Below are 23,864 nucleotides of genomic sequence, written 5' to 3'. Positions count from 1 at the left end.
GTCAGCCGACGACGAGCACGACCTCCAGGGTGCGGGGGCCGTGCACGCCCTCGACCCGGTCGAGCTCGATGTCGCTCGTGGCGGAGGGCCCGGAGATCCAGGTCAGCGGGCGGGTGGGATCGAGCCGGGGCAGCGCCTGCGGTACGGAGGCGACGACCTGGTCCGGGGCCCGGACCACGCAGATGTGGTGGTCGGGGACGAGAGTGATCCGGCGGCGGCCCTGGTCGGGGCCGCCGTCCAGCACGATCGTGCCGGTCTCGGCGATCGCGAGCGCGCAGCCCGTGACCACGCTGTCGACGGCGTCGAGCTCCTGCGCGGTGGATTCGGCGCGGTCCGCGACACGGGTGGCGTCCACCGCCGCCAGCCAGTGCGGCGGCAGCCCCGGCGGTACGAGCACGCTGCGCGCCCCGCGCGAACGGAGCAGCCTCGCCAGCACGTCGGGCAGCCCTTCGGCGTCGCTCCGGTGGACGAGCGCGCGGTAGTCGGCGAGGTTCTCGTGCAGCAGGTCGAGCAGCGCGTCCGGGTCGTCGGGGGTGTGGGAGCCCAGATAGTCGCGGCTCACGTCCGGTACCTGCGGCGCGCCGTCGAGGGCGGCTCGTACCCGGGCGAGGATCAGCCCCCGGGAACCCCGCCCGGAGGTACGGCCGGCCGGTGACGAGGAGTCCGCTCCGGCGGGCTGCGGACCTTTCCCGGCGGACTCGGGGCCCGGGCCGGGCGTGGGGGCGGGGAACGGGTCCGGTGCGGGGGTCATGTGCGGTTCTTCTTCCACCAGTCGCGGAAGGGTTCCGCGGGGAGTTCGGGCAGGTCACGGCTGTTGGTCCAGGCGGCGGCGCCGGGCGGCCTCGCGGGATGGGCACGGCGCGTCCGGGCAGCGAGGCGTTCGGCCGCGCCGAGAGCCGCCGGGTGGTCCAGGATCCAGCCCGCCGCCCGGATCGCGGCCTTCTCCAGCCGGTGGCCCTTCCCGCCCTGTTCCGCGACCTTCTCCCGCAGATGCACGAGCACCTCGGGGATGTCGATGGCGACCGGGCACACCTCGTAACAGGCCCCGCACAGCGACGAGGCGTACGGCAGCGACGCGTCGATCTCGCTCGCGATGCCACGCTGCTGGGGGCTGAGGATCGCGCCGATCGGGCCGGGGTAGACGGAGCCGTACGCATGGCCGCCGGCCCGTTCGTACACCGGGCAGACATTGAGGCAGGCCGAGCAGCGGATGCAGCGCAGCGCCTGCCGGCCGACCTCGTCGGCGAGGGCCTGCGTCCGGCCGTTGTCGAGGAGCACCAGGTGGAAGGTCCGCGGACCGTCACTCGTGCTGCCGGAGTCCGTCGTGGCGGAGCCCGTCGTACCGGTCCACATGCTCGTGTACGGGTTCATGCGCTCCGCGGTCGAGGAGCGGGGCAGGGTCTGCAGGAACACCTCCAGGTCACGCCATGTGGGCACGACCTTCTCGATGCCGACGACGGAGATCAGCGTCTCGGGGAGGGTCAGGCACATCCGGCCGTTTCCCTCGGACTCGACCACCACGAGGGTGCCGGTCTCGGCGACCATGAAGTTGGCGCCGGACACACCGACCTTCGCGCGCAGGAACTTCTCGCGCAGGTGGAGCCGAGCCGCCTCGGCGAGTTCGGCGGGGGTGTCGCCGAGCCCGTCCGGGGCGGGCCTGCCCCAGCTGCCCATCCGGTCGCGGAAGATGTCGCGGATCTCGCCGCGGTTGCGGTGGATGGCGGGGACGAGGATGTGCGAGGGCCGGTCGTCGCCGAGTTGCACGATGAGTTCGGCGAGGTCCGTCTCGTACGCGGAGATGCCCTCGGCCGCCAGGGCTTCGTTGAGGCCGATCTCCTGCGTGGCCATCGACTTGACCTTGACGACTTCCCGCTCGCCGGTGGCCGTGACCAGGTCCGCGACGATCCGGTTGGCCTCGTCGGCGTCGGCGGCCCAGTGCACGGTGCCGCCCGCGGCTGTGACCTGCTCTTCCAACTGCACCAGGTAGCGGTCGAGATGACGGAGCGTATGGTCCTTGATCCGTCGTCCGGCCTCGCGCAGCTGTGCCCAGTCGGCCAGCTCGGAGACCGCCCTGGCGCGCTTGTCGCGGATGGTGTGGGTGGCGTGCCGCAGATTCGCGCGCAGGGTGACGTCGTGCACGGCTTCCCGGGCCGCCGCCGGGAAGGACGGCATGCCGACGAAGGTCCCGCTCATACGTGAGGCTCCTCTTCGGTACCGGCGAGGATTTCGGCGATGTGGAGTGCGCGCAGCGGTACGCCGTTCCCGGGCTCGGCCTGGCGGCCGAGGATGCCGCCGAGGTGCATCAGGCAGGAGTTGTCGGCGCCGCACAGCACCTCGGCCCCGGTGGATGCGGCGCTGCGCACCTTGTCCTGGCCCATCGCGGCGGACACGTCCGCGTTCTTCACGGCGAAGGTGCCGCCGAAGCCGCAGCACTCCTCGGCACCGGGCAGTTCGAGGAGTTCGAGGCCCTTGACGGCCTCCAGAAGCCTGCGCGGCCGCTCACCGAGTCCCAGCAGCCGCAGTCCGTGGCAGGAGGGGTGATAGGTGACCTTGTGAGGGAAGTACGCGCCGACGTCGGTGACGCCGAGGACGTCGACGAGGAATTCGGTGAGTTCGTACGTACGGGACGCGAGCGAGGCCGCGGCGGCGTCGCCGAGCCGCGGATAGTGGTGGCGGACCATCGCGGCGCACGATCCGGAGGGGGTGACGACGTACTCGTACCCCTCGAAGACGCGTGCCGTGCGCCGGACCAGGGGCTCGGTCTCGCGCCGGTAGCCCGTGTTGAACTGGGGCTGGCCGCAGCACGTCTGCCCGGCCGGGAAGTCGACCTCCACCCCCAGTCGCTCAAGGAGGCGGACGGTGGCCACACCTGTGGACGGATAGACGGCGTCGTTGACGCAGGTGACGAAGAGTGCGACGCGCATGGGCGGAGGATATGCCGGTGCCGGGGCGCTCACCAGACGAGCTGAAGGGTCTCCGGTGAGCGGTGGATCAGGGTCGGGCGCATCGTGACCCGGTGGTCCGCCGCGGGCCGCAGCTGGGGCATCCTGCTGCTGAACAGCTCGACGGTGAGCCGGAGCTGTTCCCGGGCGAGCTGCGATCCGGGGCAGCCGTGGGCTCCGTGCCCGAAGGCGACATGCCGGCTCGGGGCCGTACGGGTGATGTCGAACTCGCCGGCGCGGTCATGGCGCCGCTCGTCGCGGTTGGCGGAGCCGTACGCGACGAACACGGTGGCCCCGGCCGGAAGTTCGGTTCCGGCGAGGGTGACGGGCCGGGTCGTGGTGCGGCGGAAGCCCTGGACGGCGGTGTCGTAGCGGGCCGCCTCCTCGACGGCGGCCGGTATCAGTTCCGGTGTACGGCAGAGCAGTTCCCACTGGGAACGGTGGCTGAGCAGATGGAGCAGCGTGGTGCCGATGAGGGCGGTCGTCGTCAGATGCCCGGCGATGAGGAAGTTCTGCAGGTTGGACACGAGTTCATGGCGCTGGTCGAGGGACAGCTCGCCGGTGCCGGGAGCCAGCGCCGAGACCAGCGCGGAACAGAGGTCCTCGCGCGGGCTCTCGCGCCTGGCGCGTATGTAACGGTCGAGCATCCGCTGCAGCGCGACGACGTCCTCCGCGGCGGCCACCTGCTCGTCCTCCGTCAGCGGCCGGAAGAGCAGCTGCTCCGCCCGGTGGCCGCCGTGCACGGCGGCCGGCACGTCGTCGGGGTCCAGTCCGATCAGCTTCCCGATGACCGCGCCCGGCAGCTTCCGGGCGTAGGCCGACATCAGCTCGGCGTGGCCGTCCGCGGCGAAGCCGTCGACGAGCGTCGTGGCGTGCTCCGCGGCGTAGGGCACGAGCGCGGCGATCCGCGCGGCGGACAGGCCCCGGTTGAGCGGCGCGCGGTGACGCCGGTGCGCCGCTCCGTCGGTGGAGACGACGGTGGGACGCTTGCCGAAGCCCTTGGAGAGCACGGCCAGCGCGGCCGGCGAGGGCATCACGTCGGGTCGCAGGGCCTGCGCGGAGGAGAACTCGTCCGCCCTCAGCAGCACTTCGCGTACGTCCTCGTCACGCGCGACCAGCCAGGAGGCCAGTTCGGGGACGTACAGGAGCCCTTCGGTCTCCCGGGCCCGCGCGTACAGGGGGTAGGGCTCGCGCTGCAGTGCATCGAGGGTGTCGTGGTCGGTCGACTCCACGCGGCGCCTCCTGGACGGGAAGGATCCGTGACACGGGGCAGGTCCGGCCATGGTGCCCGAGGCCCCGCGGCGGCGGAAGGGCGACGCCGCAGCAGGCGGGTAGTGAATACGGGCCCTCCGCTTGTGGCCCGGGCGGCGCCCCTGGTCGCGTGATCGCTTCGGCATGTCCCGCGCGGGGACGGCCGCGGCCCTGGGCCGCCATGGCACGCTGAGGCGCCGATGAACCCGGGCCGCCGCTGGAGCCTCGATGACGAGTCTTGTCTTTGACGTGTACGTTCGTGCCACCCCGCAGGAGGTCTGGGCCGCGCTCACCGATCCGGCGATGGTGCCGCGCTGGCGTTTCGGCATGACCTTCGAGACCGACTGGCAGGCAGGTTCCCCGCTGACCACCCGTTCGCCGGACGGCCAGGGCAGCGTGCAGCAGGCGGTGCTCGCTCAGCACCTCGTCTACGACTGGCACCAGACGGACCAGCCGGACCTCAACGGAGGCCGGCCGTCCGTCGTCTCCTACGAGCTCGACCCGATGGGCGAGGTCACGCATCTGAACGTGGTGCACGGCGGACTCGACCCGGAGGGCGAGTTCCTCAAGATCGTCAAGCCGGGCTGGCCGATGCTGCTGTCCAGTCTGAAGAGCCTCATCGAGACCGGGGAGCCGCTGAACTTCCCGGTGCAGGGCTGACCGGATCACGGGGCCGGAAAAATCTTGCTCGGATTTCCGCGGGGATGTCGAAAACGCGGCGTGTGCTTCTACCTACCCGTGAGAGCGTCACGAGGGCGCCCCTCAGGACAAGGAGCGGACCATGAAGTACATGCTGCTGATGCAGTTCAGCGAGACGACCGTCGACTTCCCCCGGATCGACACCTGGACCCCCGAGGAGATCCAGGCCCACATCGCGTTCATGCATGACGCGAACAAGAAGATGGTGGACAGCGGGGAGTTCGTGGAAGGCCAGGGCCTGGCGATGCCGGAGGCCGCGAGGATCGTCAGGGCCGGGGCCGCGGGCGGCGCGCCCGTCGTCACCGAGGGGCCGTTCCCGGAGACCAAGGAGTTCCTGGCCGGGTACTGGATCGTCGACTGCGAGACCCTGGAGCGGGCGGTGGAGCTGGCCGCGTTCGTCTCGGCCGCGCCCGGGCCGGGCGGCGCCCCGCTGAACATGCCGATCGAGGTGCGCCAGGTGATGTCGGCACCGACCGAGGACGTGTGAGCGCTGACCGGAGCCGACCGGACCGCCGAGGACCTGCTGCGTGAGCTTGCGCCGCAGGTCGTCGGCGTGCTCACGCGGCGGTACGGGGATTTCGGCGCCGCGGAGGACGCGGTGCAGGAGGCGCTGCTGGCGGCGGCGCTGCAGTGGCCGCAGGAGGGGCTGCCGCACAATCCGCGGGGCTGGCTGATCCAGGTCGCGAGCCGGCGTATGACCGAGCAGCTGCGCAGTGAGCAGGCGAGGCGCCGCCGGGAGGACCTCGCCGCACGGCGTGAGCCCTTGGACCGGCGCACGGCGCCCGCGGCGGACAGTGAGGCGGCGGTGGATGAGGACGACACCCTCACGCTGCTGTTCATGTGCTGCCACCCCGCGCTGACGCCGTCGGCGGCGATCGCGCTCACGCTGCGGTCGGTCGGTGGACTGACGACGACGGAGATCGCGCGGGCCTTCATGGTGCCGGACGCCACGTTGGCGCAGAGGATCAGCCGGGCGAAGCAGCGCATCAAGGCATCGGGGGTGCCGTTCCGGATGCCCGACGAGGACGACCGGCAGCGGCGTCTCGACGCCGTTCTGCATGTCCTGTACCTCATCTTCAACGAGGGTTACGCGACGAGCGCCGGCCAGGACCTGCAGCGCGTCGAGCTGTCCCGGGAGGCGATCCGGCTGGCCCGGGCGCTGCACCGGATGCTCCCCGAGGACAGTGAGGTCGCCGGTCTGCTGGCGCTGATGCTGCTCAGCCACGCCCGGAGCGCGGCGCGGACCGGTCCGGGCGGTGAGCTGATCCCGCTGGCGGAGCAGGACCGCTGCCTGTGGGACGCCGAAGCCATCGCCGAGGGCGTCGCGCTGGTCACCGAGGCGCTGCCGCGGGGTCCGCTCGGGCCGTACCAGGTCCAGGCGGCGGTGGCTGCCGTCCACGACGAGGCGAAGGCGGTCGAGGAGACCGACTGGCCGCAGATCCTCGCGCTGTACGGGGTGCTGGAGCAGCTCTCCGACAGCCCCGTCGTCTCCCTCAACCGAGCCGTGGCCGCGGCCATGGTGCACGGCCCTCAGGCGGGTCTGCGGATCGTGGACGCCCTGGAGGCAGGTGGACGTCTGGCCGGCCATCACCGGCTTTACGTGGTGCGGGCCCATCTTCTGGAGATGGCCGGCGAGCGCGAGGCGGCGGCCGAGAACTACCGTGCGGCCGCGAAGTGTACGACGAGCCTGCCGGAGCGGCACTATCTGACGATCCGCGCCGCCCGGCTCGGCGGTGGCCCGAACGGTGCGGGTCAGCGGTGAGAGGCAGCGCGGGCGGCACGGCCGAGGACGTGGGCTCAGCTCGGCACCCGGCGCGGCGCCGGCGGTGTGCGGTCGGGGTGCTGCGGGCGGGGCACCAGTCCCGGTGCCAGGGCCAGGGTGACCGCTACCGATGCCGCGGCCATCACGGACATCGCCGTAGCGGGCGAGGTGAACTGCGCGACGGAGCCCGCGAGCACGGCCGCGACGCCCTGCATCGTGAGCATGCCGGAGGTGTGCAGTCCGAGGGCGTGTCCGCTCAGCTCGTGCGGTGTCAGCGCCATCAGTTGCTCCTGGAGCAGAAGGCTGGCCGCGTAGCCGATGCAGGCGAGCACGACGGCGGCCACCGCGACCGGCAGCGCCGGGCGGGCGGCGAAGACGAGGAACGGAGCGGCGAGCAGCAGACGCAGCGGAGCGCCGAGACGCTCCCGCCACCGCCGCGGGACGAAACGTCCGACCACGATGTCCCCGATCAGCATGCCGAGTGAGGCCGAGGCCATCAGCAGCCCGGCGTGTGACGGCGCGTAGGAGACGAAGAGGGCTTCGCAGCCGACGATCAGCCCGTTGGGCACCCAGAGGGCGAGATACACATAGCGGCGCGGACCGGACGACCAGAGCAGCGCGTTGTTCCGCCAGGTCTCGGCGATCGACGGCCGCCCGGCGGCACGTGGCGACCGCTTGCCGAGACCGAACCGGGCCACGGCGGCGGCGATGACGTACAGTGCCGCGGCCGTGAGCAGCGTGGCGCGCGGCGAGAGCACGGTGACCAGCACTCCGGCGACCGCGTACCCACAGATCTGCATCGTGCCGACGGACATGTTGAGGACGGAACGGCCCAGCAGATAGCCGTCCGTCGTGAGGATCTCGTTGAGCAGTCCGCCCCGTACGCCGCCGCCGACGGCCGCGATCGTCCCGAGGCCGAAGAGGATCGCGAAGACGGCCCACACCGGCAGCCCGGGTAGGGCCATGACCGCCGTCCCCAGCCCGAAGACCAGCGCCATCGCGGTGAGCGCGGCGCGCGGCGGCAGCCGGTCGGCCGCCGACAGGAGCATGGTCGCACCGACCACCTGGGCGAGCGAGGGCCCGAACATGGCCAGCGCGGAGAGCAGCGGCGAGCCGGTCGCCGAGTGGACCAGTGTGCCCATGGCCAGTCCGCTCACGGTCGAGGCCGCGATCTGCGTGGTGGTGTTGAGGAACAGGGGGGTGAACTCCGGTGTGCGGAACAGCTCTCGGTAGGTGCGCATGCCGGGAAGTCTCGGGCGACCCGGCGCGACGGCGTTACTGTTTCGCGGGGAGGCGAAACGATGGGTTGGTGGCAGGTCGGTACGGACACGCTCGCGGGCAGCCGCTTCGTTCTCTCACCACTGGCCGAGGTCACGGCGAGTCTGATGGCTCTGGAGCGGCGCTCGGCCGCGCATCCGGGCGAGCGGGCGTGGCTCGATGCCCATCTGCCCGCGTATCAGGAGCGGTTGGCCGCCGACCCGGTCACGGCGCTCCTCGTGCGGGCGGCACTGGGCCACCGGTGGACGGCGGACTTCCTCACGCCGCCACCGGCGGGCGAGGGCGAGCCCGCCTTCGAGGAGGAGTTGGTGCGGATACGCGACACTCCGGCCGAGACCGCCCGGGCGGACCTGGAGGTGTCGCTGGGTGGCCCGCTTCCGGGCCCGCTGCACCGCGGCGATCTGCCGGAGCGCGCGGCGGCTCTGCTGGAGTGGGTGTGGGCGGAGGCCGTGCTGCCGTACTGGACCCGGCGCCGGCGGATCATCGAGGCCGATGTCGTCGCGCGGACAGGGCAGTTGAGCCAGGGCGGCTGGGCCGCCGTGCTGGACGCCATGCGCCCGGGGATGGGCTGGCTCGGCGAGGGCCGGCTGCAGATCAATCCGTACGACAACCCGCCGCGGGAGATTTCCGGGGCGCAGTTGCTGTTCGTCCCCGTCACTCCGCGCCACGGCTGGGTCGCATGGGACCAGCCGCACCGGTACGCGGTGGTGTACCCCTGCTCGGGCACTCTGGCCGGGCAGCCGGACCGGGCATCGGTGCCCGAGTCCCTGGGCCGGCTGCTCGGGCCCGGCCGGGCGGCCGTCCTCGTGCTCCTCGGCACACCGAAGAGCACAACGCAGCTGGTGGCGCTGACCGGCCAGGGGCTGGGGTCGGTGGGCCGCCATCTCAAGGTCCTGCTCGACGCCGGTCTGCTCGCACGGCGGCGGGCGGGCCGGTCCGTGCTGTACCACCGCACGGCCGCCGGTGAGGCCCTGGTGAAGGCCCAGGAGGGCGGCTGAGGCCGGTCGGCCGATGCAGCTGAGGCCGGTCAGCCGATGTGGAACAGCGGGCCGGTGATGGTCAGGCCGAGGTCGTTGCCCACGTACGAGAAGAACGCGAGCAGCGCCAGCGCTGCTCCGCCCAGCGCCACGTCCTTCAGGAACATCACCTGCTCCAGCTGGCGCGTCTGGGGATCGGTCTCCTTCCAGAACGGGTGCATCAGGACCGCGGTCGGGAAGACGAACACGGCGAGGAGCAGCGCTCCCAGGTCCGCCCAGATGCCGAGGGCGACGCTCAGTCCCCCGAGCATCAGGAGCACCCCGCTGAGTACGGTCGCGGGCACGGGAGCCGGCAGGCCCTTCGAGGCGGCGTACGCGCCCATCTCCTTGGACTGGGTGAGGTGCCCCACGGCCGAGGCGAGGAAGACCACGGCGAAAAGGATGCGTCCGATCAACACCAGGACATCCATGCGACCCTCCCGGAATCGGAACGGTTGAATCACTTACATTCTCCCCCGGGGCATGGAAATGATCTACCGGGAGCCTTCACCGCAGGTCACGCGGGCAGCGGAAGAGGCGCCCCGGCCCCTCCCCGGGAGCCCCCTCGGGGCCTGACAAGGGTTTTCCCCGTATCGCGTTCATCTCGCCGTTCCCTACTGTCTGCCGCACCGGCGATTCCCAGCCTCTGACTCATGGATGTCAGGTGCATGTAAACGCTGTGTTTCGTCCGGTGGCGGCTCTTGACCAGGGGCCGTCGCGCCGGCGGCGGCGCACGGGCTCACCCGGCCCGGGGAGCCGTGAATCGCGACCCCCCACATCGCAAATCGCGATTCCCAGCGCCGCCCGCCCGCGCTCCGCACCGTCAGTTGAAAGGGAACATCTTGAACGGTTCCGGACGGAGACTCATATCCGTCGTGGCTGCGAGCGCCACCATCATCGGTGTCGCCGCCACCTCTTCCGGGGCGTTCGCCGCCGCCCCGGGGGACCCCTCGCCGAAGCCCGCCCCGGCTTCGCAGTCGATGACCACCCTGCCGGCCGCACCGGTCGAGAAGGTCATCGTCACCTACAAGTCCAAGACGGCCGAGGCCGGTTCGAACACGGCGGCCGCGGGCGACGCGAAGGCCAAGGGCGCCGAGACCGGCGAGAGCCTGTCGTTCGAACGCCGGCTCGCGGGCGGCGCCGCCCTGGTGAACCTGGGCGGCGAGGCCTCCAAGCAGGACGTCGCCGACGTCATGGCCGCCTTCCGCGCCGACCCGTCGGTCGCCTCGGTGGAGCCCGACATCCGCGCCTACGCGATGGCGGTCACCCCGAACGACACGGAATACACCAAGCAGTGGGACCTCTTCGAGGCCACCGGTGGAATGAACGTGCCGGGCGCCTGGGACAAGGCCACCGGCAGCGGCGTCACGGTCGCGGTCATCGACACCGGCTACGCCGCCCACTCGGACCTGGCCGGCAACGTCGTCTCCGGCTACGACTTCATCTCGACGTCCGCCGACGCCCGTGACGGCAACGGCCGTGACGCCGACGCCAAGGACGAGGGCGACTGGAACGCCACCGACGGCGAGTGCGGCGCCGGGTCCAAGGCGAGCAACTCCTCCTGGCACGGAACGCACGTCGCGGGCACCATCGCCGCGACGACCGGCAACAGCAAGGGCGTCGCCGGTATCGCGCACAACGCCAAGATCCAGCCGGTGCGGGTGCTCGGCAAGTGCGGCGGCTCGTCCGCCGACATCGCCGACGCGATCACCTGGGCGTCCGGCGGCAGCGTCCCCGGCGTCCCGGCGAACGCGACCCCGGCGAAGGTCATCAACCTGAGCCTCGGTGGCGCGAGCTCCACCTGCCCGAGCGTCTACCAGAACGCCATCAACGGCGCCGTCTCGCGCGGCACCACGGTGGTCGTCGCGGCGGGCAACAGCAACGCCAACGCCTCCGGCTTCACCCCGGCCAACTGCGCCAACATCATCAACGTGGCGTCGACCAGCCGTGAGGGCAACCGCTCGTTCTACTCGAACTACGGCAGCATCGTCGATGTCGCCGCGCCCGGTGGTGAGACGCGTCGTGCCACCGACACGCCCGGCACCGTCACCACGCCGGAGAACGGCATTCTCTCCACGCTGAACTCCGGTGCCACCACCCAGTCCACCGAGAACTACAAGCCCTACCAGGGCACTTCGATGGCCGCCCCGCACATCGCCGGCCTCGCCGCGCTGCTGGAGTCCGCCAAGCCGGCGCTGACCCCGGCCGACATCGAGTCCGCGATCAAGACCAACGCCCGTCCGCTGCCCGGCACCTGCTCGGGTGGCTGCGGCTCCGGTATCGCCGACGCGACGAAGACCGTGAACGCCGTCACCGGCACCACCCCGGGGGGGACGACGTTCAGCAACGGGACGAATGTCGCGATCAGCGACAACTCGACCGTGTCCTCCTCGATCGCCGTCACCGGACGCACCGGCAACGCCCCCGCCGCCCTCAAGGTCGACGTGGACATCAAGCACACCTGGCGCGGCGACCTGGTCATCGACCTGATCGCCCCGGACGGGACCGTGCGCAACCTCAAGGCCTCCTCCGGCTCGGACAGCGCCGACAACGTCCTCGCGACGTACACGGTCGACGCCTCCAGTGAGGTCGCCAACGGGACCTGGAAGCTGCAGGTCCGCGATGTGGCCTCGGGTGACACCGGCTACATCGACAACTGGAGTCTCACCTTCTGAGACAGCCGCACATCGGCATCGTCGCAGGTCAGGGGCGCGTCCACAGGCATACGCCGCGGGCGCGCCCCGTTGCCGCTCCGGTCCAGACCTGTCCGCATGCCGGACAAGGGGCCTGGACTGGGACGGAGTGCTTCGTATTCTCTGCTCGAACGGGCAGGGGGCCCGCGCACGCCGGAAGGTGGTGGTGGGTACGTGACGTCCGCGTCGTACGTCCCCCTGCGCCCTGCCGGCGTGGGGGGACCCCCAGCGCCGGTCGGCCGGGCCGAGCTCCTCGACCGCCTCGAACGGGTCCTGCACACCCGCGGCCGCGCCCTGCTGACCGGTCCCGCCGGGGTCGGGAAGTCCGAGGTCGCCCTGGCCGCCGCCGCCCGCGCCGAGTCCCGCGGTGAGACCGTGCTCCGGCTCGCCACACTCCCCACCGACCGCGGCATACCCGGCGCCGCCGCCGCCGCGCTCGTCGCGTCGGTCTCGGCGAGCGTGCCCCGGCCCGCAGCCGGGGATCCGGGCGGGTCCGACGGTTCCCGCGCGCACGACATCCTGGAAGCGCTGCCCGGCCCGCAGCGCAGCGCCGTCGCCATGCTGTGCCGTGAGGCGCCGGTCCCCGAGAGCGGCTGGGACCCCATCGCCCTGCGGCTCGCCCTGGCGCAGATCCTCCGGGCCTTCGCGGCGCGCGGCCCGGTCCTGCTCGTCGTCGACGGCATTCAGCGGATGGACGCCGCGAGCGCCGATCTGCTGCGGTTCGCCCTGCATCTGGCGCCGCCCGCGCTGCGGGTGATCGCCGTGGAGACCCCGGAGGCGTACGGGCCGGGCTCCGACGCGGTCGGCCCGGAGCCGCTGTGGGTGCCGTCGGAGGCCGACGTCCTGAACGTGGCGCCGCTGCACGCCGACGAGATCGCCGAACTCCTCATCCACCACCGGCTGCCGTCCCGGATGGCCGGCCGCATTCACCGGGCCAGCGGCGGAAACCCACGGCTCGCGCTGGCCGTCGGCCGGTCCCTGGCCGACGCGCGGACGCCGGTGCACCATGCCGAGGCGCTGTCCCTGTCCGGGCGCGCCCGCGATCTCGCCCGTCAGCTCCTCGGTGTCACCTCCCCCGCCGTGCGCGGCACCCTCCTGCTGGCGGCACTCGCGCTGCGCCCGACGGCGTCACTGATCCGCCGCGCGGGGCGCCCCAGCGCCGAGGCCGACCTGGCCGCCGCCGAGCGGACAGGTCTGGTCTCGCTCACGGAGGACGGGACGGTGGCCTTCACGGCCGGCGTGCTGCCGTCGACCCTGGTGCACGACGCCTGCTGGACCCAGCGCAGCGAGGGTCACGCGGCCCTGGCACGGGTCGTGGACGACCCCGTCGAAGAGGTTCGGCACCGGGCGCTGGCCACGGACATCCCCGACGAGCAGCTGGCCGCCGAGGTCGCGGCCGCCGCCGAAGCGGCGCGGCGCCGTGGCAACAGCGCGCTGGCCGCCGAACTCGCCCTGCTCGCCGCCGAGTCCACGCCCGGCCGGCACGGCGCCCAGCGGATCGCCCGCCTCCTCGACGCCGCCGAGGAAGCCGCGCGCGCCGCCCGGGCCGATCTGGCGATGCGCGCAGCCACCGACCTGCTCGCCCGCGACGCCTCACCGGCCGACCGGGTACGGGCGCGCCTCGCGGTGCTGGACACGGCCGGTCAGGGGCTGACGGGCCTGGACGAGATCTACGTGCACGCCATGGAGGACTCGGAGGGCGACACAGCGCTGCGGGCGGCCGTCCAGCTCCGGCTGGCCGTGAAGTACGTACTGGCCGACGGCGATCCCGTACGGTCCCGGGCCGCCGCCGTCGAGTCGGTGGCGCTTGCCTCGTCGGTCGGCGACCGGATGACGACGGCCAGGGCACTGACCGTCCAGGCGCGCATGGAACGGGTTCTGGGCTCGCCGGACGCCGATCGGGTGCTCGCCGAGGCGCGGGCTCTCGAAAAGGTCGAGCGTCCGCTCGGGATCCGTAACGCGGCCCAGATCCTGACGATCCGTCACTCACTCTTCGACGACCGGCTCACCGACGCCCGCGACCGGCTGAACGCCCTGCTGCCACTGGTCGAGCGCCGTGGCACGGTCGAGGACTCCATCGAACTGTTCCGTACGCTCGCGGAGGTCGAGGCCCGGCAGGGCCAGTGCGCGGCGGCGCTCTCGCACGCCGGGCGGTCGCTCGCCCTGACCCTGGAGGCCGGCCTCTCCCCCGGGCCCGCCTGGTTCGCACTGGCCCTCGCCGAGACCGCGGGCGGCAGCTTCGCCCGCGCCGCCAGCTACGCACGTCGCAGCGCCCAGGCCTCCGAGGAGGAGGGCGACCACGTCTTTCTCTCCCGCAGCCTGTACGCGCTCGGCCGGGTCCAGCTCGTCACCGGTGATGTGGCGAACGCCCTGGAGACCCTGCGCCGGGTGCAGGCGAGCGAGCGTGCCCAGTCGGCTGTCGACCCGTCCATGCTGCGCTGGCACGAGGAGCTGGCCGAGGCGCTGCTGGCGAACGACGCCCCGGAGGAGGCGGCGGACCTGCTCGCGGATGTCCGTCCGGTCGCGGAACGCCTCGGCCTGACGACCGTGCTGCTCGGCTGCGACCGGGCGTTCGCGCTGTATCTGGCGGCGGGCGGAAAGCACGGTGACGCCGCGGCACTGCTGACGGACACGGCCGAGGCCTTCGGCGCAGCGGGCCTGCCCCTGGAACGCGGCCGGGCGCTGGTCGCGCTCGCCCGCGTGGAGCGCCGCCGCCGCAGGCGGTCGGCCGCCCAGAGCGCGCTGCAGTCCGCGGCCACGGTCTTCGAGCGGGCGGGTGCCGCGCCATGGCTGGCACTGGCCACGGAAACCCCGTCCGGGGCCGCCGACCCCGCCCCGTCCCGCAGCGGCGCCCTGTCCTCCCTCACGGAGGCGGAGCTGCATCTCGCGCAGCTGGTCGGTCAGGGGGCGAGCAACCAGGAGGCGGCGGCCCGGCTCTATCTGAGCGTGAAGACGGTCGAGGCCCGGCTGACGCGCATCTACCAGAAGCTGGACGTGCGTTCACGCGCGCAGCTGGCGACCGCGCTGGGCTCGTGGCCGGGCCGGCGTACGGCGCCGCTCTCGCCGGACACCGGCCCGGCACCGGGCTGACCCTCCCGGCAGCGGCCCGCCGTCAGCCGATCCAGGTGCCGGTGAGGCCGAGCACCGCCGAACCGTCCAGGTCGACCAGCTTGGTGCCGGTGAAGCCACGGGCCCACTCGGACGTCTGGATACGGAACGCCGGGCGGTCCGCGGTGAGCGCCTCCAGCACGGCCTCGGCGGCCTCGGCCGGGGTCTGGGCACTGTTGAGGAACTGCGAGACGGTGCGGTTGAGGTAGTTGCTCAGCGCCTCGGCGTACGGACCGGCGGCGGCGACCTCGGCCTCCAGGTCGACGCCGATGTTGTTGACGAACTCGGTAGCCACGGCGCCGGGTTCGACGACGGAGACGGACACACCGAGCTTGGCCAGCACCGGCGCCAGGCTCTCCATGTAGCCCTCGACGGCGAACTTGGCCGCGCAGTAGGCCTCGTTGAAGGGCTGCCCGATGACACCGCCGACGCTGGTGACGGTGATCAGACGGCCGCCGGAAGCACGCAGATGAGGCAGGGCGGCCTTGGAGACATGGAGCACGCCGAAGAAGTTGACCTCCATGACCTGGCGGACGTCGTCCACGGTCTCGTTCTCCAGCGTGCCCAGGTGCCCGGCACCGGCGTTGTTGATCACGGCGTCGAGGCGGCCGTGGTCGGCGATCACTCCGTCGATCGCGGCGGCGACCGAGGCCTCGTCGGTGACGTCGAGCTGCCGGATGTCGAGCTCGACGCCGGCGTCCGCGGCGGCCTTGCGCAGTGCGTCGGCGCGGCGGGGGTCCCGCAGGGTCGCCACGGTCCGCCAGCCGGCCTGCGCGGCGGCGACGGCGGCGGCGAGGCCGATGCCGGAGGAGGTACCCGTGATCAGAACAACCTTGGAAGACATGGTGCGGCCTTTCGTTCAGGGAACACCGAGCGAGTCCGCGCTTCAGTGCGTGTACACACACCATAACCATTACGTGCACACACACGCAACCGGTAAGCTCGGACCATGACGAAGAGGAAGCTCACCCAGGCGGAGATGTCGGTCGCCGACCATGCCTTCTATGGCGTGGTCTGGGCCGGAACCGTGCTCACGGAGCGCGTCGACCGCGCCCTCAGCAAGGCCCACGACCTGCCGGTCTCCTGGTTCGAGGTCATGCTCTGGCTCGACTCCAGCCCGGAACCGGTCCCCGCTTCCGTCCTCGGCAACAGCACCATGCTCAGCCGCAGCCAGGTCTCCCGCGTCGTCGACGCACTCCAGAACCGGGGCCTGGTCACCCGCACCCCGTCCGCCCGCGACGCGCGCTCCGTCGAGATCGCACTCACGCCGGAGGGCCGCCGACTGTTCGCCGAGGCCGACGCCACGCGCCGCGAATGCCTCGCGCCCGTCTTCACCGACCTCCTGGACCAGAGGGACCTCGAAGCGCTCAGCGCGGTGTGGCTGAAGCTCAAGGCCGGCAAGGAAGGCTAGGGCCTGTCCGGTGGATCCTGTCGGGCTATCGGCGACAGGCATCTGACTGCCTATCAGAAAATCTTGGCTTCGATCTTGACACCTTTGCGTGAACACGTAAAGATACTGGGCTGCGTCGCCGAATTCCCCCCACCGGTTCCATTACATATTCCCAGGGCGGACGCGGGCCGCGAGTTCCCCACTCGCCGCCCGTTTCCGTCGTGTTCACATTCCGCCTCACCGCGGGTTCCCATGGGGCGATGAAATCGTCGCAGCATTGACCGATGAGTAACTTTGGCGCTAGCTTCAGGCTGCTTCATCGATGGCCCGAATTGCTCCTTCTCCCGGGCATTGCTCGACCCTGCACTTCCTGCGCCCTCTGATTGACCGAAACTTAACCTCCGGGCAACGCCAACGCATTTTCGGAGAATTATGACGTCGGCAGAGCACGTCATGGACCTGGTCATCGGAATAACCCCCTTCGGTGAGCCGGACGCCAGGCTCGCCGCCGCGGTCACCCGCGCCGGCGGACTCGGAGTGCTCGACCTCGGGGCCGGGGACCGAAATACGAGAGACACACTGGCGTCGCTGCGCCGGTGGGCCCCGGGACCGTACGGCGTCCGGGTCGGCCCACGCTGCCGCCTTGATCCCGGGGATCTCGGCACGGGCCCGGAGGCCGGGCCCCACACCGTGGTGCTCGCCCGCGACGCGCCCTGGCGGATCGGCGATGCCTCCGGCCGGGCCCGGGTGCTCGTCGAGGTCACCGGCCTGGACGAAGCCCGCGAGGCCGCCCGCGCCGGGGCGGACGGACTGATCGCCCGCGGCAGCGAGTGCGGCGGGCCGGTCGGGGAGCTGAGCACCTTCGTACTGCTCCAACAGCTTCTGGCTGCAAGGGAGTCGGCCGGCCTTCCGGTGTGGGCCTGCGGAGGCATCGCACCGGGAACCGCGGCCGCCGCCGTGGTCGGCGGGGCGGCCGGGGTGGTGCTGGACAGTCAGCTGGCGCTGCTGGCCGAGTCGGGGGTGTCGGAGCCGGTGGCCGCCTCGCTGCGCACCATGGACGGCTCGGAGACCACCGTGATCGACGGCCACCGCGTCCTGCGCCGGCGCGGCAAGGCCGCTCCACCCGCCGGCAGCGACCCGGAAGCCGCTCTGCCCGTCGGCCAGGACGGCTTCCTCGCGGCTCGCTTCGCCGAGCGCTGGGGCGACACCGGCCGCGCCGTCCGCGCGGTCGTCGCCGCCGTACAGGACACCGTCCGGGAGAACGCCGCCGTACGGGCACTGCGGCCCGGAGCCCCGATGAGCCGGGCGCTCGGCACCCGACTCCCCGTGGCCCAGGGGCCCATGACCCGCGTCAGCGACCGCGCGGACTTCGCCGCCGCCGTAGCCGATGACGGAGCCCTGCCGTTCATCGCACTCGCACTCGCCGACGGGAAGCGGGCACGGGCGATGCTGGACGAGGCCCGCGAAGCCCTGAACGGCAGGCCGTGGGGTGTCGGCGTACTGGGCTTCGCACCGGAGGAGACCAGAAGCGCACAGCTGGAGGCCGTACGGGCGTGCCGCCCCACGCATGCAATCATCGCCGGCGGCCGCCCCTCGCAGGCGCGGGTGCTCGAAGACGCCGGGATCAAAACGTTTCTGCACGTACCCTCTCCCGGCCTCCTGCGGCAGTTCCTCGACGCCGGCGCGCGGCGGTTCGTCTTCGAGGGCGCGGAGTGCGGCGGCCATGTCGGGCCGCGCAACAGCTTCCCGCTGTGGGAGGCGCAGCTCGGCGTACTGCAGGACTTCCTCGACGGAGCGCGGCAGGGCGCGGACGGTTCCGGGGCGCCGGCCGCCGCCGAGCGGATCGAGGTGTTCCTCGCCGGCGGGATCCACGACGAGCGGTCCTCGGCGATGGCCGCGGCACTCGCCGCGCCGCTGACCGCACGCGGCTGCGCCGTCGGCGTCCTCATGGGCACGGCCTACCTGTTCACCGAAGAGGCGGTGGGGCGCGGCGCCGTCCAGCCGCTCTTCCAGCGCCGCGTACTGGCCGCGGAGCGCACCACGCTGCTGGAGACGGCGCCGGGCCACGCCACCCGCTGCGTGCCCAGCCCGTTCAGCGACGGCTACGGCACGGTGGAGGCACGGCTGCGGGCGGAGGGCCTCGGCGACCGGCAGATCTGGGAGCGGCTGGAGCGGCTCAACGTCGGCAGGCTGCGGATCGCGGCCAAGGGCGTCGAGCGGGACGGCGACGGCGGCCTGGTCTCCGTGGACGAGGAACGCCAGCTGGCGGACGGCATGTTCATGGCCGGTGAGGTCGCCGTGCTCCGCTCGGCGGTCACCTCCGTCGCGGCGCTGCACACCTCGGTGGTCCCCGGCGCCGCACGGTTCCTCACCGAGCGCACCGCGGAGTTGGGCGAGCGCCTCGGCACCGGCAGCACGACCGGCCGGAACTCCGAGCTGCCGGAGCCGCCCCCGCCGCTTGATGTGGCCGTGGTCGGAATGGCCTGCATGTTCCCCGAGGCCCCGGACCTCGCCACGTTCTGGGCGAACGTCCTCGACGGCACCGACGCGGTCGGCGAGGTTCCCCCGGAGCGGTGGGATCCGGCCGTGCACTATGCGGCCGAGCCGGGTGGCGCGGGGCAGGGTGGCACGGGGCAGGCTGGTGCGGGTCAGGGTGGTGCGGGTCAGGGTGGTGCGGTCGCGTCCAAGTGGGGCGGGTTCCTGCCCCCGGTGCCGTTCGACCCGCTGCGCTACGGCATACCACCGGCCTCGCTCGGCAGCATCGAGCCCGTACAGCTGCTGGCCCTGGAAGCCGCCCGGCAGGCCCTTGAGGACGCGGGGTACGGCGACGACGGCCGGGCCTTCGACCGCTCCCGCACGGGTGTGGTGTTCGGCGCGGAACCGGGCAGCGACCTCTCCAACGCGGCCACGCTGCGGGCCGTCCTGCCCTCGTACTACGGCACGGTGCCGGAGGGACTGGAACGGCAGCTTCCGCAGCTGACCGAGGACTCGTTCCCCGGAATGCTCGCCAATGTCATCTCCGGCCGGATCGCGAACCGGCTCGACCTCGGCGGGCCCAACTTCACCGTCGACGCGGCCTGCGCCTCCTCGCTCGCGGCGCTGGACGTCGCCTGCAAGGATCTCGTCACCGGCACCAGCGACCTCGTCCTGTGCGGGGGCGCGGATCTGCACAACGGCATCAACGACTACCTGCTGTTCACGTCGGTGCACGCCCTCTCCCCCACCGGTCGCTCCCGGGCCTTCGACAGCTCGGCCGACGGGATCGCCCTGGGCGAGGGGGTGGCCTGCGTGGTCCTCAAGCGGCTGGCCGACGCGGAGCGCGACGGCGACCGCATCTACGCAGTGGTCAAGGGCGTCGGCAGCTCGAGCGACGGGCGCTCGCTCGGCCTGACCGCTCCCCGGCCCGAGGGCCAGCGGGCGGCGCTGTCACGGGCGTACCGCAACGCGGGTACGTCACCGGCCGAGGTCGGTCTGGTCGAGGCGCACGGAACCGGCACCGTCGTCGGCGACCGGACCGAGCTGACCGTCCTCACCGAGGTGTTCGAGGAGGCGGGAGCGCGCCCAGGCAGCTGCGTGCTGGGGTCGGTCAAGTCGCAGATCGGGCACACCAAGTGCGCGGCCGGACTGGCCGGACTGATCAAGACCGCGATGGCCCTGCACACCGGGGTCAGACCGCCGACCCTGCATCTGGAACGGCCCAACCCCGCCTGGCAGGAGGAGCGCAGCCCGTTCGCCTTCCACCGTGAGGCCCTGCCCTGGGCGACGCCGCCGGAGCGTCGGATCGCGGGGCTGAGCGCGTTCGGTTTCGGCGGCACCAATTTCCACGTGGTGCTGAGCGGCCACGGCGGCGCGGCGCCACCGGTCCACGGCCGGGACGCCTGGCCGGCCGAGCTGTTCACCTTCCGCGGGACGGACACCGCGACCGCGCACCGGGCCGTTCGGGAGCTGCTGGACCTCGCCTCGGCCGAGGTGAACGGCGCCCGGCGGTGGCGGCTGCGCGATCTGGCCGCGGCCGCCTCCCGCCGCAGCGACACGGGGACCGGTCCCGTCCGGGCCGCCGTCGTCGCCACCGATCCCGACGGGCTGTGCGCGCAGTTGCGGCGGGTCCTGGCCGGTGAACACGATCCAGCAGCCGGCATCCACGTCGCGGACACCGCAGTCAGCACGAACACCGCGAGCACCGCCGACACCGCGGATCCGGAGAACGGGGTGCGGGGCACCGGAGCGCGGGGGAAGGTCGCCTTTCTCTTCCCGGGCCAGGGAAGCCAGCGGCCCGGTATGTTCGCGGACGTCTTCACGGCCTTCCCGGAGCTGCATCATCTGCTGGCACTCGGCGGCGACACCGCCGCGGCACTGTATCCGCCGGCCTCCTTCGACGACGGCGCGCGCGAGCGCCGTCGTACCGCCATCACGGACACCAGGGTCGCCCAGCCCGCTCTCGGGATCGTGGACCTCGCCGCCCACACCCTGCTCACCCGGGCCGGGGTAATGCCTGACATGGCGGCCGGCCACAGCTACGGAGAGCTGGTGGCCCTGTGCGCCGCCGGTGCGATCGACCCGGAGACCCTGCTGGAGCTGAGTGCGGAGCGGGCCTGCGCGATCCTCGCCGCGGCCGGGGACGATCCGGGAGCCATGGCGGCGGTGGGTGCGTCAGCCGCGGATGTCGAGCGAGCGCTGAGCACCGCGGACCCGGGCTCCGTCAGCGGGCTCGTGGTCGCCAACCACAACGCGCCACGGCAGACGGTGATCTCCGGTCCCTCGGCGGCCGTGGACGCGGCGGTGCACCTGCTGCGCGAGGCGGGCCACGGTGCCAAACGCCTGCCGGTCGCCTGTGCCTTCCACAGCCCTGTCGTGGCCGGGGCGGGCGAGCGGTTCGCACGTGCCCTCGCGGAACGTCCGGTAAGGACGACGGAGTTCCCGGTGTGGTCGAACCGCACAGCGCTCGCGTACGACGACGGGCCCGAGGCGATCCGTGCGGAACTGGCTGCCCAGATCGGCGCCCCGGTCCGGTTCGCGGACCAGATCGAGGCGATGTACGAGGCCGGGGCCCGGGTCTTCGTCGAAGCCGGTCCCGGCCGGGTGCTGACCCGTCTGGTCGCCGACATCCTCGGGGACCGCACGCACCGCGTCGTCGCCTGTGAGCCGCGCCCGGACAGCGGCCTGCCCGGGCTGCTCGGGGCGCTCGCCCAACTGGCGGTCGCGGGACTTCCGGTACGTACCGGCTGGATGTTCCGGGGACGCGACGTGGTGGACGCGAGCCGCGCCCCCGCGCAGCGGCAGCCCGGCTGGACGGTCGACGGGCATCTGGTCCGCACCGCGTCCGGCGATCTTCTGCCCGGTGCGCTGGCACCGGCCCGACGTGTCGTGGAGACGACTGTGACGACGAACCACACCGAGGGGGCCGCCGACGGTGCGGCCGTGGCCCGGCAGGACGCGCTGATCGCCGAATTCCTGCGTACCAGCCGGGAGATGGTGGCGGCGCAGCGCGATGTCCTGCTCACCTACTTCGGCGGTCAGGCGCTCGGGCAGCCCGGGGAGGGCGTCGGCCGGCCGGCGTCCGGGCCGCTCGCGGAGCGGTCGTGGGCACCCGCCTTACCGGCCGCGGACTCGTTACCCGTGGCCGAGCCCGGACCGTGGTCCTCGGTGTCCGCGGACGTGGCGCCGTCCATGCAGCCGCCGTCCACCCACTCGCCGTCCACGCAGCCGCCGTCCACGCAGCCGCCGTCCACGCAGTCGCTGTCCGAACAGGATGTCCTGCGCATGGTGGTGGAGATCATCAGCGAACGCACGGGCTATCCGGCGGACATGGTCGAGCCCGGTCTTGATCTGGAAGCGGACCTGAGCATCGACTCCATCAAGCGGGCCGAGATCGTCGGCGAGCTGGCCCGGAGAATGGGAGCGAACACCGGCGCGGGCGTGGCGGTACTGGACGACGCCGAGGCGGAAGAGCTGGCGAAGGCGAGGACCGCGGCCGCGCTGGCCGGCCGGCTCGCGGCCCTCGCGACCGCCGAACCACCGCCCGCCGAACCACCGGCAGCAGGGCCGTCGTCCGCGTCACCGCCGTCCGGCGTGGTCCCCGAGCCGGCCGCCGCCGAGACCGGTGGCGACGCGTCACCGGCGACGATGAACACCCCTGCGTCCTCCGAAGCGCTGCCCCGGCCGGCCGGCCCCGTGATCCCGGGGGCCGCCGGTACCGCCGAGCCGGCTGTGCCGATCGCGGCGCCCAAACGCTTCCTGCTCCGGCCTGTGCCCCTGCCGGACGCTCCCGTGGCCGATGCCCCCGCCAGTGCCCTCACCGGGAGACGATTCGCACTGCTCGGCGACGGCGACGGCGAACTGGCCGGTGCGGCCGAGACGCTCGCGGCAAGGCTCGGCACGCACGGCGCCACCGCCGTCTTCTTCGGCCCGGAGCACCTGCTCACGGCGGAGGACGGGCCGCTGGACGGCGTGCTGTTCCTCGACTCCCTGGCGACGGCCGGACCGCCGGTGCTGCCCGCCGCCTTCCCGGTCGTCCAGGCCGCGTTGCGGTCCCGCCCCGGGCGGCTGCTGGCCGTCCGGTACGCCGAGGGCGGCCGGGCGGAGGTGCGGGCGGCCGGGCTGCCGGGACTCTTCCGCACGATCGCCCGCGAGCACCCGGAGATCGCGGCCTCCGTGGTCGACCTGGACACGGACGGGGCAGCAGGGCTCCGCACCCCGGCCCTGGTCGCCGACGCACTGCTCGCGGAACTGATCGCGCCGGGCGACGTGCCGGTCGTCCTGCGCAGCGCAGGCGGGCGGTCCGGTCTGGAACTGACCGAGGTACCGCTCGGTCCACTGGGCACCACCGGGGCCGGCCCCGCCGGTGACGGAGCCGCCGAGGCGGCAGCCGTCGGCCTCGACCGGGACTCGGTCGTGCTGCTGGTCGGCGGCGCCCGTGGCATCACCGCGACGTTCGCCGTCGCCCTCGCCACGGCTTCCCGCTGCCGCATCGAACTGCTGGGCAGAACTCCCGCCCCCAGCGGGCCCGAGGACCCGGCAACCGCGGCGGCCGGGGACAAGGCGGCCCTGCGTACGCTGCTCGCGTCCCGCGGACAGTACGGCTCCCCCGCCGAGATCGACCGGGCCGCCGAACTGATCCTCTCCCAGCGCGAGATCGCCGCCACCATGGCCGCGCTCGAAGCCGCGGGCAGCCGCGTGCGCTACCGCAGTGCCGACTGCCGCGAGCCCGCCGCGGTGCTTCAGGCGGTCAAGGAGATCCACGCCGAGCACGACCGGCTGGACGGTGTGGTCCATGCGGCGGGTGTCATCGAGGACCGGCTGATCGGGCAGAAGACCGCGGAGTCCTTCCGGCGTGTGTACGGCACCAAGGTCTCCGGTGCCGGATCCGTGCTGACCGCGCTGGAGGAACTGCCCGACGGCCCCTCGTTCGTGGTGCTGTTCGGCAGCGTCTCGGCCGTGCTCGGCAACCGTGGACAGGCCGACTACGCCGCCGCCAACGACGCCCTGGAAACCCTCGGCGAACGCTGGGGGCTGCGCACCGGACGCCGGGCGCTCACCGTCCACTGGGGCCCCTGGGCGCCAGCCGGCATCCACTCCGGAATGATCGGTCCTGAACTCGCCCGCGAGTACGCGCGCCGCGGGATCACGCTGATCGACCCGGAGGAGGGCCCGCTCGCCCTGCTCCGGGAGCTGGCCTGGGGGGACGCTTCGGCCCGTGCCGTCGTCCACACCGCGTCGGGGTGGTGA

At 72.7% G+C, this 23,864-nt stretch carries 15 protein-coding genes; 8 read left to right on the top strand and 7 right to left on the bottom strand.

What is annotated here, in order from left to right:
• Position 1: 1 nt before the first annotated feature.
• Genes ACZ6ZQ_RS02340 through ACZ6ZQ_RS02325 form a run of 4 tightly spaced genes read right to left on the bottom strand, consistent with a single transcriptional unit; the run spans position 2 to position 4,174 of the window.
• Entirely contained in the window at positions 2 to 751 is a 750-nt protein-coding gene (locus ACZ6ZQ_RS02340; protein ID WP_469766654.1) for a LutC/YkgG family protein, read from the bottom strand.
• A complete protein-coding gene (locus ACZ6ZQ_RS02335) occupies positions 748 to 2,193 on the bottom strand; it encodes a LutB/LldF family L-lactate oxidation iron-sulfur protein (RefSeq protein ID WP_469766653.1) in 1,446 nt (481 codons plus the stop codon). Before ACZ6ZQ_RS02335 ends, ACZ6ZQ_RS02340 begins: the two co-directional genes overlap by 4 nt.
• The gene (locus ACZ6ZQ_RS02330) at positions 2,190 to 2,924 is read right to left on the bottom strand and encodes a (Fe-S)-binding protein (RefSeq protein WP_469766652.1); all 735 of its coding nucleotides are present in this window, start codon (positions 2,922 to 2,924) and stop codon (positions 2,190 to 2,192) included. The genes ACZ6ZQ_RS02335 and ACZ6ZQ_RS02330 overlap by 4 nt, the downstream gene beginning before the upstream one ends.
• Positions 2,925 to 2,953: 29 nt before the next feature.
• Complete coding sequence (locus ACZ6ZQ_RS02325; protein ID WP_469766651.1) at positions 2,954 to 4,174, bottom strand: cytochrome P450; 1,221 nt, start codon at positions 4,172 to 4,174, stop codon at positions 2,954 to 2,956.
• Between the two features lie 247 nt (positions 4,175 to 4,421).
• On the opposite strand from ACZ6ZQ_RS02325, the gene ACZ6ZQ_RS02320 reads away from it, so the two are divergent.
• The 3 genes from ACZ6ZQ_RS02320 (at position 4,422) to ACZ6ZQ_RS02310 (ending at position 6,654) form a co-directional block, all read left to right on the top strand.
• A complete protein-coding gene (locus ACZ6ZQ_RS02320; RefSeq protein WP_469766650.1) occupies positions 4,422 to 4,853 on the top strand; it encodes an SRPBCC domain-containing protein in 432 nt (143 codons plus the stop codon).
• Between the two features lie 121 nt (positions 4,854 to 4,974).
• Positions 4,975 to 5,379, top strand: a complete 405-nt coding sequence (locus ACZ6ZQ_RS02315) for a YciI family protein (RefSeq protein ID WP_469766649.1) — start codon at positions 4,975 to 4,977, stop codon at positions 5,377 to 5,379.
• A gap of 3 nt (positions 5,380 to 5,382) precedes the next feature.
• Positions 5,383 to 6,654, top strand: a complete 1,272-nt coding sequence (locus tag ACZ6ZQ_RS02310) for an RNA polymerase sigma factor (RefSeq protein WP_469766816.1) — start codon at positions 5,383 to 5,385, stop codon at positions 6,652 to 6,654.
• Positions 6,655 to 6,689: 35 nt separating this feature from the next.
• Here ACZ6ZQ_RS02310 and ACZ6ZQ_RS02305 read toward each other — a convergent pair whose 3' ends face one another.
• Positions 6,690 to 7,895, bottom strand: a complete 1,206-nt coding sequence (locus ACZ6ZQ_RS02305) for an MFS transporter (RefSeq protein ID WP_469766648.1) — start codon at positions 7,893 to 7,895, stop codon at positions 6,690 to 6,692.
• A 60-nt stretch (positions 7,896 to 7,955) separates the two neighbouring features.
• On the opposite strand from ACZ6ZQ_RS02305, the gene ACZ6ZQ_RS02300 reads away from it, so the two are divergent.
• On the top strand, positions 7,956 to 8,930 hold the full coding sequence (locus tag ACZ6ZQ_RS02300; RefSeq protein ID WP_469766647.1) for an ArsR/SmtB family transcription factor: 975 nt from the start codon (positions 7,956 to 7,958) through the stop codon (positions 8,928 to 8,930).
• Between the two features lie 29 nt (positions 8,931 to 8,959).
• On the opposite strand, the gene ACZ6ZQ_RS02295 is transcribed toward ACZ6ZQ_RS02300, so the two are convergent.
• Positions 8,960 to 9,379 (bottom strand): DoxX family protein, encoded by a 420-nt coding sequence (locus ACZ6ZQ_RS02295; protein ID WP_469766646.1) that lies wholly within the window; start codon positions 9,377 to 9,379, stop codon positions 8,960 to 8,962.
• Between the two features lie 549 nt (positions 9,380 to 9,928).
• Here ACZ6ZQ_RS02295 and ACZ6ZQ_RS02290 point away from each other — a divergent pair.
• A complete protein-coding gene (locus ACZ6ZQ_RS02290) occupies positions 9,929 to 11,623 on the top strand; it encodes a S8 family peptidase (protein WP_469766815.1) in 1,695 nt (564 codons plus the stop codon).
• 231 nt (positions 11,624 to 11,854) lie between these two features.
• The gene (locus tag ACZ6ZQ_RS02285) at positions 11,855 to 14,731 is read left to right on the top strand and encodes a helix-turn-helix transcriptional regulator (protein WP_469766645.1); all 2,877 of its coding nucleotides are present in this window, start codon (positions 11,855 to 11,857) and stop codon (positions 14,729 to 14,731) included.
• A gap of 22 nt (positions 14,732 to 14,753) precedes the next feature.
• Here the strand turns inward: ACZ6ZQ_RS02285 and ACZ6ZQ_RS02280 are convergent, their stop codons facing one another.
• Positions 14,754 to 15,593, bottom strand: a complete 840-nt coding sequence (locus ACZ6ZQ_RS02280; protein WP_469766644.1) for an SDR family oxidoreductase — start codon at positions 15,591 to 15,593, stop codon at positions 14,754 to 14,756.
• A 105-nt stretch (positions 15,594 to 15,698) separates the two neighbouring features.
• On the opposite strand from ACZ6ZQ_RS02280, the gene ACZ6ZQ_RS02275 reads away from it, so the two are divergent.
• Both ACZ6ZQ_RS02275 and ACZ6ZQ_RS02270 read left to right on the top strand, forming a co-directional pair.
• Positions 15,699 to 16,160 carry a MarR family winged helix-turn-helix transcriptional regulator gene (locus tag ACZ6ZQ_RS02275; RefSeq protein WP_469766643.1) on the top strand — a complete coding sequence of 154 codons (462 nt, stop codon included), beginning with the start codon at positions 15,699 to 15,701 and terminating at the stop codon, positions 16,158 to 16,160.
• Positions 16,161 to 16,571: 411 nt separating this feature from the next.
• On the top strand, positions 16,572 to 23,864 hold the full coding sequence (locus ACZ6ZQ_RS02270; RefSeq protein WP_469766642.1) for an SDR family oxidoreductase: 7,293 nt from the start codon (positions 16,572 to 16,574) through the stop codon (positions 23,862 to 23,864).

The sequence above is a fragment of the Streptomyces sp. NPDC053673 genome, assembly GCF_055585225.1.
This window is presented reverse-complemented; position numbering and strand designations above follow the sequence as displayed.

What these genes read in the sequence shown, in the direction of transcription:
- ACZ6ZQ_RS02340 (WP_469766654.1), bottom strand. Translation starts at nt 751, where the DNA reads ATGACCCCCGCACCGGACCCGTTCCCCGCCCCCACGCCCGGCCCGGGC.
- ACZ6ZQ_RS02335 (WP_469766653.1), bottom strand. Translation starts at nt 2,193, where the DNA reads ATGAGCGGGACCTTCGTCGGCATGCCGTCCTTCCCGGCGGCGGCCCGG.
- ACZ6ZQ_RS02330 (WP_469766652.1), bottom strand. Translation starts at nt 2,924, where the DNA reads ATGCGCGTCGCACTCTTCGTCACCTGCGTCAACGACGCCGTCTATCCG.
- ACZ6ZQ_RS02320 (WP_469766650.1), top strand. Translation starts at nt 4,422, where the DNA reads ATGACGAGTCTTGTCTTTGACGTGTACGTTCGTGCCACCCCGCAGGAG.
- ACZ6ZQ_RS02315 (WP_469766649.1), top strand. Translation starts at nt 4,975, where the DNA reads ATGAAGTACATGCTGCTGATGCAGTTCAGCGAGACGACCGTCGACTTC.
- ACZ6ZQ_RS02305 (WP_469766648.1), bottom strand. Translation starts at nt 7,895, where the DNA reads ATGCGCACCTACCGAGAGCTGTTCCGCACACCGGAGTTCACCCCCCTG.
- ACZ6ZQ_RS02300 (WP_469766647.1), top strand. Translation starts at nt 7,956, where the DNA reads ATGGGTTGGTGGCAGGTCGGTACGGACACGCTCGCGGGCAGCCGCTTC.
- ACZ6ZQ_RS02295 (WP_469766646.1), bottom strand. Translation starts at nt 9,379, where the DNA reads ATGGATGTCCTGGTGTTGATCGGACGCATCCTTTTCGCCGTGGTCTTC.
- ACZ6ZQ_RS02290 (WP_469766815.1), top strand. Translation starts at nt 9,929, where the DNA reads ATGACCACCCTGCCGGCCGCACCGGTCGAGAAGGTCATCGTCACCTAC.
- ACZ6ZQ_RS02280 (WP_469766644.1), bottom strand. Translation starts at nt 15,593, where the DNA reads ATGTCTTCCAAGGTTGTTCTGATCACGGGTACCTCCTCCGGCATCGGC.
- ACZ6ZQ_RS02275 (WP_469766643.1), top strand. Translation starts at nt 15,699, where the DNA reads ATGACGAAGAGGAAGCTCACCCAGGCGGAGATGTCGGTCGCCGACCAT.
- ACZ6ZQ_RS02270 (WP_469766642.1), top strand. Translation starts at nt 16,572, where the DNA reads ATGACGTCGGCAGAGCACGTCATGGACCTGGTCATCGGAATAACCCCC.